Raw genomic sequence first — 9,406 nt, 5'->3', positions numbered from 1 at the left:
TTGCAAATGTAATTTATCATTCTATAATTTACAACTATTTCATTTCTTTTTTTAGACTTTAAAACAAAAAGTTACAAAAACAGTTCACGCTCAATGCAGTAGCTATTCTCATTTTTCATAATTTAATCCCATTTGAGAATAATTGGGCTTCGAATTCCATAATTTGCAATAAAAGTTTAGTTTTGCACTACAAACAAACAACAAATAATAATGAGTAAAAAAGTAGTTATCGTTTCAGCCGTAAGAACTCCAATCGGAAGTTTTATGGGTTCTCTATCTTCTGTTTCTGCGACACAATTGGGAGCAACTGCCATCAAAGGCGCTTTAGATAAAATCAATTTAGACCCCAACTTAGTAGACGAAGTATTAATGGGCAACGTAGTACAGGCAGGAGTTGGTCAGGCTCCGGCAACACAAGCCTCTATATTTGCAGGGATTCCGAATACTGTTCCAACAACAACCATCAATAAAGTATGTGCTTCCGGAATGAAAGCCGTGATGCAGGGGGCTCAGGCCATTATGGTAGGGGATGCCGAAATCGTTGTGGCCGGTGGTATGGAAAACATGAGTTTGATTCCGCATTATGTTCACATGAGAAACGGCGTAAAATTTGGCCCAACTTCTTTAGTTGACGGCATGCAGAGAGACGGCTTGGTCGATGCTTACGATAACAATGCTATGGGCGTTTGTGCTGACTTATGTGCTGCCGAATATAAAATAACCCGTGAAGAACAGGATGCTTTCGCTATTCAATCGTATGAGCGTTCCGCTAAAGCGTGGGAAGCCGGGAAGTTTGATAATGAAATTGTTCCGGTTACCATTCCGCAACGACGTGGCGATGCCATTGTATTTTCAAAAGACGAAGAATATACCAACGTAAAATTGGATAAAATTCCAACACTGAATGCGGTTTTCACCAAAGACGGAACCGTTACAGCCGCTAATGCTTCTACCATTAATGACGGAGCAGCAGCTTTGGTACTGATGAGCGAGGAAAAAGCATTATCCTTAGGATTAAAACCTTTAGCCTATATCAAATCCTACGCAGATGCAGCACAGGAACCAAAATGGTTTACCACTACTCCAGCCAAAGCCTTGCCAATTGCTTTAGACAAAGCGGGTTTATCAATTGCTGATGTGGATTATTTTGAGTTTAACGAAGCGTTTGCTGTAGTTGGTTTGGCCAATTCCAAAATTCTTGGTTTGGATAACGATAAAGTAAATGTGAACGGTGGTGCAGTTTCTTTAGGACATCCACTGGGATGCTCAGGAGCGAGAATCATTGTAACTTTAATCAATGTCTTGGAACAAAACAATGCCAAAATCGGAGCAGCTGCTATCTGTAACGGTGGCGGTGGTGCTTCTGCCATAGTAATTGAAAGAGCCTAAATAATAAATCTGAATCTAAACAGCAATCTGAATGTTTGCCATTTGTAACTTAGCTATAATTCCTTTGCGAGCCGAACCTAGTGATCGAAGCGAAATTGTTTCGCAGGTCTTGTTTGGTGAGCATTTCGAGATTTTAGAAAAGGAAAATCAATGGGCAAAAATCAAATTGCAGTACGATGAGTATGAAGGTTGGGTTGATTCGAAACAATACCAAATCATATCGGAGAAGAGCTTCAATTCGCTTTCCAAAGACGCCATAATTTTGAATTCCGATTTGGTGGAATACGTTTCCAATCCGTCGAATTTGCTGTTGCCGATTCCACTTGGGGCTTCACTTTCGTTTTTAAATCATACTGAAATCAACACCGAAAACTTCGAGTTTGAAGGCATGAAAGTTAGCGGTGTTAAACCCAAAGACAATCTCATTGCCACAGCCTATCTGTATTTGAACGCTCCTTATCTTTGGGGCGGCAAAACGCCATTTGGGATTGACTGTTCCGGTTTAACGCAAATGGTGTACAAGCTGAACGGCTATAAATTATTGCGCGACGCTTCACAACAATCTACTCAGGGAGATGCGTTGAGCTTCATTGAAGAAAGTGAGCCGGGAGACTTGGCTTTCTTTGACAACGAAGAAGGTAAAATCATCCATGTGGGCATCATTATGGAAAACAATTACATCATTCATGCCAGCGGCAAAGTGCGGATTGACCGATTAGACCATTTGGGAATTTACAATGCCGAACAAAACCGACACACCCATCGACTCAGAGTCATCAAGAAAATTATATAAACCGAAACATTAGTTTCGGTTTTTTTATTTAATTTTAAAATTCTAAAACCTTCCAAATGAGATATAGTTCCCAATTAGTATTGATGCTACTGTTAATAAGCACAGCAAGTTGTCTTAAAAAAAGCAACAATGAAACTTCAGATGATTCCAGATACCAACCGAAAGAATACGTTGAATTAAAGCATCCCGACTGGAGCAAAAACGCCACCATTTATGAAGTCAACGTTCGCCAATTTACACCGGAAGGTACTTTCAAAGCTTTTGAATCGCATTTACCAAGAATAAAAGCCATGGGCATTGACATCATTTGGCTTATGCCAATTAATCCGATTGGCGTGGAGAAAAGAAAAGGAACTTTGGGCAGCGAGTATTCCGTCAAAGATTATTATGGTATCAATCCTGAATTTGGTACCAAAGCCGATTTCAAACATTTGGTGGATAAAATCCACAGCATGGGCATGCACGTTATTGTAGATTGGGTAGCCAACCATTCCGCCTGGGACAATCCATTGGCCAAAGACCATCCCGATTGGTACACCAAAACCGAAGAAGGCAATTTCCAGCCAACACCTTGGTATGATTGGGACGATGTAATCGACTTTGATTATGACAAACCCGGCATTCGCAAATACATGACTGAAGCGTTAGTGTATTGGGTTAAAGATTTTAACATTGACGGATACCGTTGTGATACCGCAGGCTTTATACCTACTGATTTTTGGGACAATGCCAGAGCCGAAATGGATGCCGTGAAACCGGTCTTTATGTTAGCCGAATGGGAATCTAGAGACCTGCATAAAAAGGCATTTGACATGACTTATTCTTGGACATTCTTCGATAAAATGACAGCGGTAACAAGAGACAAAAAAAGCATGGGAAGTTTGGTGGAATATATGGCGCACGACGTAAGCACATTTCCGCGGGATGGGTACCGAATGCTTTTTACCGATAATCATGATATGAATTCCTGGAACCACAATATGTTTTACAACTTTGGCGACGGCTTGGAAGCTTCTATAGTTTTATGTGGTACAGTCAACGGAATGCCATTGGTTTATGGCGGTCAGGAAGCCGGTTTAGATCATTCGCTTAAATTTTTTGATAAAGATTTAATTGATTGGAGCAAGATGCCTTACGAAGGGTTATTCAAAAAACTCTTTGATTTAAAACACAAAAATCATGCGTTATGGAATGGTAAGGAAGGTGGTGTCATGGTTCGAATTTTTAACGACAAATTGGATCAGGTGATTTCGTTTTCACGAACTAAAGACAAAGATAAAGTTATTGATATCATCAACTACAGTGATAAACCAGCTACTGTAAAACTAAATTCAAAACACCAAAAAGGGGAGTATACTGAGCTATTTTCCGGAGCCAAAATCACTTTAAAAGGCGATGATATTTTTGAACTCAAGCCATGGCAATACTTAGTTTTAGTGCAATAAAAAAAGCCCCGAGGAATCGGGGCTTTTTTTATGATATTTTTTTATTTCAACAAAAAATTAAGCCCCACATTAAGACTGCTTCGGCTATTGGTAACCGAGGAATAAGGATTGTCTTTAAAGATATCGCTCATACCCCCTTGTCCCTCCAATTCAAAGAATACTTTTAATTTAGGAGAAACCGGTACTTTAACACCAATTCCTACTGACAAACCGAAATCGTTCGTATTAAAAGAATCGGAAACATCTGCCCCAAAGCGGGTATCTTTTGCCTCTAAAAGAAATCCGAAATAGGGACCAAAATCTAAATACCAATTTCGTTTTTTTCCAAAATGCCAATTCGCCATAACCGGCACCGTCAAGTAATTCACATTGAAGTTAGTCGGATAATAATTCCCAGAATTAGTATCTTGAATAACATCATTGTCCCACCCTTTTTGGTCATATATTAATTTTCCTTTAATACTCCAAGCTGGTGAAAAATAATAGTCTATAGCACCTCCCACATTAAATCCGCTTCCTGAATCCGAAGAAGTTCTGGAGTCAGCAACACTGGAATTATTATACCCTATGTTAAATCCGAATTCAACATCACCCTTTTTTTGAGCCGAAAGGGATGCTGTTAATCCTAGCCCTAAAATAATAATCAATACGTTTTTTTTCATGATGTTTTATTTTTTGATAGTATAAATATAATCATTTAAAACAAAACTAAATCAATGCATTAAATTTCTTTCAAGACTTCGACAAAGTAATCAATGTCTTCTTTGGTGTTGTAATGTGAAAATGAGATTCGCAGACTGGGTTTTTTCAATTCTTCCTCCGTAAGCATTTCAGCTAAAACATGTGAAGGTTTTATGCTTCCACTTTGACAGGCACTGCCTCTGGAAACCGCGATGCCTTTCATATCCAAATTGAATAAAATCATGGCTGTTTTTTCGGCAGCAAAGGGCAACAAAACATTCAAAATATTATAAAAGGTATTGGCTCCATTTATTTTAACTTCTGGAAAAGCTTCCTGTAATTTGGTAACGCAATAGCTTTTTAATTCAGTGATGCCTTTTTGTTCTTCCGTCAAATTTTCAAACGAAAGCTCCAACCCTTTGGCCATTCCGGCTATTTGGTGCACCGATTCTGTTCCGGCGCGCCAACCTTTTTCCTGTTCGCCACCAAACAACATTGGTTGCAAGACTAAGTTTCTTCTAACAAAAGCAAAACCAACTCCTTTCGGACCGTGAAATTTATGGGCACTTGCCACTAAAAAATCGATAGGTAATTGTTGCAAATCCAATTCAATTTTACCGATAGACTGCACCGTATCGCAATGAAACAAAGCTTTATTTTGATGCGCCAAAGTTCCTATTCTCTGTATATCATTAATCACTCCGGTTTCGTTATTGACATGCATCAAAGAAACTATGGTTTTAGTTTCATCAGAAAGCAATTCCTCCAGCTGTTTATAATCTAAAATGCCTTCGTGCGAAACGTTTACATAGTCTACTTCTACTGAAAATTCTTCCTGCAAAGCCAATACAGTATATAAAGTGGCATGATGTTCTACTCGTGACGTAATGATTCGCTTTACGCCAAAGTCTTTAACAGCGCTTCTTAAAATCCAATTGGTAGCTTCGGTAGCGTTGGATGTAAAGACAATTTCCTGTGCATTGCAATGCAAATATTTGGCAATGGTTTTTCTTGAGGTTTCAATAACGGCTTTGGCACTTCTTCCTATGCTGTGGGTAGAGGAAGGATTTCCATATTCTGACTGCATTACCTGTACCATTTCATCTATAACTTCCTGACGAATTGGTGTGGTGGCTGCATTATCGAGATATACTTTTTTCATACTGCAAATATAAAAAGGAGAGTTCCTAATTAAATGATAAAAGATAAATTTAATAGTATAAAAAACTTATTTTTGCTTAAAATTTACAAAACCAATGAAACGAATTTTAAGTATAGTAACGTTGCTTTTCCTAATAAATGCCTGTGATGATGGGAATTTGAAAGTAGACAATATCGACTTTTCCGATGTAGCCGCCCAAAAATGCAGCAGCAAAGATGTCATTTACAAAGTAAAAGAGAATAAAATGCTGTTTATTGAAATTCCGGCTTCCGTGTTTATAAATGATCAAACTCCGGACGGAGTCCCTATTCAAGTACCAATATCAAGTACTGTTAAAGTAACGTATCGAGAATATGATGATGCCGTTTCGGCTAACAATATTTGCCCGACAGTTCCCTCGGCAACCCCAAATTTAAGAGAAGAATGGACCGCCACAGCCGGAACCATTTTAATTACGTCAACGGCCATTTATACCACTAACGCTACTACAAACGCCACTAGAATTACTGGGTATAAATACTATATCGTTTTTAAAGATATCGTTTTTCTGAAGCCTGACGGTACCACACAAACCTATAGCGGTACTACTTTTGTTTTTGGAAACTATACCACATCGGTAAGTGCCTTGGCCTTTGGTTTTGATGACCAAGTAGACAAAAGCACTTGTGACAACCGAATTTTTAACTTTAGCGGTAGCGAGGCTTTTATCTTAGATGTTGCTGATTACGACGGATTATTTGCCAATGCAGTAACCACAACACCAAGAATTGCATACATCAGTTCGGCCAACAAATTGACTTATAAACTATTTTCCAATACGGTGGCAGATGGGTATTTCTGTGCCCCAACTACACCGGTCACACCTACCCTTTCACAAGAATGGAATGCCGTAGCCGGCGTTACCGATGTTAGCGGCATAATAGAAGTAAGTACTACCACTTTAAGCCCTGGTTTTCAACACACTATTCATTTGAAAAAAGTGACTTTTAAAAAAGGAAACAGTACTTTTTATTTAGGTGATGATATCGTGTTTGGTCAATTCGTAACCAATCCGTAAAAAGATTTCAATGATGGAAAACGAGTGTATCAGCTACCAAAAATCGGGTTATTTTTCTAAACTCATCGTAGATTATTTAGACGAAAAACCTGAGCTGAAATCGTTATACCATCGCTTTCCAAAATTGGAAAATTTCAAAGCACAAATCGAAGAGAAACAAGGTAACTTTCCGGTCGAAAACCGAAAAACCTTAGTCGCGGCTTTAGAAAGGCAATATGCTGCTGTAACTACTTCCGAGCTTACGCTCAGCAATATCCAAGCGTTACAAAAACCAACTACATTTACCATCACTACCGGACATCAATTGAATTTGTTTACCGGTCCGTTGTACTTTTTATATAAAATCATTTCGGTTATCAATTTGTGCAAACAACTGAAAACCCAACATCCTGATTATGATTTTATTCCGGTGTATTGGATGGCCACGGAAGATCATGATTTTGAAGAAATCAATCATTTTAATTTCCATCATAAAAAAATTTCCTGGCAAAGAGAAAGCACCGGGCCGGTAGGACGTTTGTCTACTGAAGGGTTAGACGAAGTATATGAATTGTTTACCAAAGAATTAGGCTTAGGTACCACGGCGGAATATTTGAAAAAACTATTTCAGCAATCCTATTTAGCCCATTCTAATTTGGCGGAAGCCACACGGTTTTTAGCCAATGAATTATTCAAAAACGAAGGCTTAGTTATCATTGACGGGGATGCCGCGGAGCTTAAAAAATTGTTCATTCCCTACACTGAAAATGAATTGTTGCACCAAACATCATTTCAAAAAGTAACAGAAGCCAGCGCACTTTTGAAAGCTTATGACATTCAAGTAAATCCAAGGGAAATCAATTTGTTTTACATAGAAGACACCCTAAGAGAACGCATTGTTTTTGAACAGGGGAAGTATAAAATCAACAATACTGGCTTAGCCTTTTCGGAAGCTGAAATCATAGCATTACTACACCAACACCCTGAAAAATTCAGCCCGAATGTAGTGTTGCGTCCTTTATATCAGGAAGTTATTTTACCGAATCTGTGTTATATTGGCGGAGGCGGTGAACTGGCGTATTGGTTAGAATTGAAAGCCAATTTTGAGGCCAACAACATTACCTTTCCTATGCTTTTACTTCGAAATTCCGTTTTATTAGTTACTCAAAAACAAGTGGATAAAGCGACCAAATTGCAGTTGACTTGGAATGATTTATTCAGCAACCAACAAGCATTGTTTACCCAAAAAACAAAAACTTTTTCGGAGTTCACCATTGATTTTTCGGCACAAAAGGAGCATCTGAAAAAACAATTTGAGGCGTTGCACGCTATAGCCGCACAAACCGACAAATCCTTTTTGGGTGCCGTAAATGCGCAAGAAGTAAAACAAATCAAAGGTTTGGAAAACCTGGAAAAACGATTACTGAAAGCCGAAAAAAGAGTGCATACCGAAAAACTGGAACGTATCATTGCACTGCAAAATGAACTGTTTCCCAATCAAAGTTTACAGGAGCGTAAAGCCAATTTCTCTGAATTTTATCTGGAATACGGATATGAATTCATTCAAAAACTACTGATGGATTTACAGCCACTAGCCCAAAACTTTTCGATAGCTATTTTATAATTCTCCTTTGGAAATAGGTTTTAAAACACTACTTTTGCCCCCGAATTAAAAAATAAACAAACAAAAATGGCAACGAATAGAACATTTACCATGATTAAACCGGATGGTGTTGAAAACGGACACATCGGTGGAATATTGAATATGATTACTGAAGGTGGTTTCAGAATTGTATCTATGAAATTAACACAATTGACTGTAGCAGATGCTCAAAAATTCTACGCAGTACACTCGGCTCGTCCATTCTTTGGGGAATTAGTTGAATTCATGACCAGAGGTCCAATCGTAGCAGCCATCTTAGAAAAAGACAATGCTGTAGAAGATTTCAGAACGTTGATTGGAGCTACCAATCCTGCTGATGCTGCTGAAGGAACTATCCGTAAAAAATATGCTACCTCTATTGGAGAAAATGCAGTTCACGGTTCAGATTCTGACGAGAATGCGGCTATCGAAGGTGCTTTCCACTTTGCCGGCAGAGAGCAGTTTTAATTAGCTATACAAAGGCCATTCGCCTTTAACCAATATAAAATCCCGATGCATTCCTTGTGATGTCTTGGGATTTTTTTTATTTGCTAAAGAAAATGTTAAGGGATACCCTACTCAATTCATAATTATTTATTTTCGTTTTTGAAAAAAGAATTTATTTACCAATCAAAAAACAAGAACAAATGAAAAAACAATTTATCGCCGCATTAGCACTGCTAATCAGCTATGCTGCCACAGCGCAATCCACTCCTGAAAAAAAAGTGAGTAAACTTGAACTTCAAATCATTGGCAAACTTGGTTTTGCCCGACTTAAACAAACCGGAGCAGTGCCTTTGAACGGTAACATCAACGGGAGTGATATTTTATTGGCTTACAAAATAGGACAACGATGGGATATGGCTGCCGGTGTGGGGCTTTTGCAATTTGATGCTAACCCTACCATAGCCGGGAACACGGCCAGTTTACGAAATTCATACCTGCATATCCCGTTACAATTTAACGGAAACTATATTCTTTTTAATGGCGATCAAGCTAAAGACCCCAAACTGTTTTTTACTATCGGTGCCGGTTTGTATGCCAATACACTGCTAAAACAAGAACTGGAAACAGTAACCGGGAATACGGATACCAAAAATCTAGGTTGGAATTTTGGTTTGTCCACTCAAGTAGGTATTAAGTTTTTGCTTAGCGATGCTCTTAACATTGCATTGGGAATGGAAAGTCAAGGCGATTTGACCAAAATGAAAAAGGATGGTGCCGAACAACGCATCGAAAATCTAAATGCCTTTTATTT

The 9,406-nt window shown here is 38.5% G+C and carries 9 protein-coding genes; 7 read left to right on the top strand and 2 right to left on the bottom strand.

All coding sequences use genetic code 11. From position 1 onward, the window contains the following. Positions 1 to 210: 210 nt before the first annotated feature. The 3 genes from V7D82_RS12840 to V7D82_RS12830 are packed head-to-tail and all read left to right on the top strand — an operon-like array spanning position 211 to position 3,627. Positions 211 to 1,389, top strand: coding sequence for an acetyl-CoA C-acyltransferase (locus V7D82_RS12840; RefSeq protein WP_333601357.1), 1,179 nt, complete (start codon positions 211 to 213; stop codon positions 1,387 to 1,389). A 31-nt stretch (positions 1,390 to 1,420) separates the two neighbouring features. Next, on the top strand, positions 1,421 to 2,182 hold the full coding sequence (locus tag V7D82_RS12835) for a C40 family peptidase (RefSeq protein ID WP_333601356.1): 762 nt from the start codon (positions 1,421 to 1,423) through the stop codon (positions 2,180 to 2,182). A 56-nt stretch (positions 2,183 to 2,238) separates the two neighbouring features. Then, the gene (locus V7D82_RS12830) at positions 2,239 to 3,627 is read left to right on the top strand and encodes an alpha-amylase family glycosyl hydrolase (protein WP_333601355.1); all 1,389 of its coding nucleotides are present in this window, start codon (positions 2,239 to 2,241) and stop codon (positions 3,625 to 3,627) included. 41 nt (positions 3,628 to 3,668) lie between these two features. Here the strand turns inward: V7D82_RS12830 and V7D82_RS12825 are convergent, their stop codons facing one another. Together V7D82_RS12825 and V7D82_RS12820 are read right to left on the bottom strand one after the other, a co-directional pair. Continuing rightward, a complete protein-coding gene (locus V7D82_RS12825; protein ID WP_333601354.1) occupies positions 3,669 to 4,289 on the bottom strand; it encodes a porin family protein in 621 nt (206 codons plus the stop codon). A gap of 59 nt (positions 4,290 to 4,348) precedes the next feature. Continuing rightward, on the bottom strand, positions 4,349 to 5,470 hold the full coding sequence (locus V7D82_RS12820; protein ID WP_333601353.1) for a cysteine desulfurase family protein: 1,122 nt from the start codon (positions 5,468 to 5,470) through the stop codon (positions 4,349 to 4,351). A gap of 94 nt (positions 5,471 to 5,564) precedes the next feature. On the opposite strand from V7D82_RS12820, the gene V7D82_RS12815 reads away from it, so the two are divergent. From V7D82_RS12815 to V7D82_RS12800, 4 genes are all read left to right on the top strand, one after another. Then, a complete protein-coding gene (locus V7D82_RS12815) occupies positions 5,565 to 6,527 on the top strand; it encodes a hypothetical protein (protein ID WP_333601352.1) in 963 nt (320 codons plus the stop codon). 13 nt (positions 6,528 to 6,540) lie between these two features. Then, a complete protein-coding gene (gene bshC, locus V7D82_RS12810; RefSeq protein WP_333601358.1) occupies positions 6,541 to 8,130 on the top strand; it encodes a bacillithiol biosynthesis cysteine-adding enzyme BshC in 1,590 nt (529 codons plus the stop codon). A 66-nt stretch (positions 8,131 to 8,196) separates the two neighbouring features. Then, complete coding sequence (locus V7D82_RS12805; protein ID WP_333601351.1) at positions 8,197 to 8,616, top strand: nucleoside-diphosphate kinase; 420 nt, start codon at positions 8,197 to 8,199, stop codon at positions 8,614 to 8,616. Positions 8,617 to 8,795: 179 nt separating this feature from the next. After that, positions 8,796 to 9,406, top strand: a 611-nt coding sequence (locus tag V7D82_RS12800) for a hypothetical protein (protein ID WP_333601350.1), incomplete at its 3' end; no start/stop codon positions are given.

It is taken from the genome of Flavobacterium sp. (genome assembly GCF_036741995.1).
GTDB lineage: Bacteria > Bacteroidota > Bacteroidia > Flavobacteriales > Flavobacteriaceae > Flavobacterium.
This window is presented reverse-complemented; position numbering and strand designations above follow the sequence as displayed.

Excerpts from the sequence above, each read along its gene's own strand:
- V7D82_RS12830 (WP_333601355.1), top strand. The coding sequence starts at position 2,239 with ATGAGATATAGTTCCCAATTAGTATTGATGCTACTGTTAATAAGCACA.
- V7D82_RS12840 (WP_333601357.1), top strand. The coding sequence starts at position 211 with ATGAGTAAAAAAGTAGTTATCGTTTCAGCCGTAAGAACTCCAATCGGA.
- bshC (WP_333601358.1), top strand. The coding sequence starts at position 6,541 with ATGGAAAACGAGTGTATCAGCTACCAAAAATCGGGTTATTTTTCTAAA.
- V7D82_RS12815 (WP_333601352.1), top strand. The coding sequence starts at position 5,565 with ATGAAACGAATTTTAAGTATAGTAACGTTGCTTTTCCTAATAAATGCC.
- V7D82_RS12820 (WP_333601353.1), bottom strand. The coding sequence starts at position 5,470 with ATGAAAAAAGTATATCTCGATAATGCAGCCACCACACCAATTCGTCAG.
- V7D82_RS12825 (WP_333601354.1), bottom strand. The coding sequence starts at position 4,289 with ATGAAAAAAAACGTATTGATTATTATTTTAGGGCTAGGATTAACAGCA.
- V7D82_RS12805 (WP_333601351.1), top strand. The coding sequence starts at position 8,197 with ATGGCAACGAATAGAACATTTACCATGATTAAACCGGATGGTGTTGAA.
- V7D82_RS12835 (WP_333601356.1), top strand. The coding sequence starts at position 1,421 with ATGTTTGCCATTTGTAACTTAGCTATAATTCCTTTGCGAGCCGAACCT.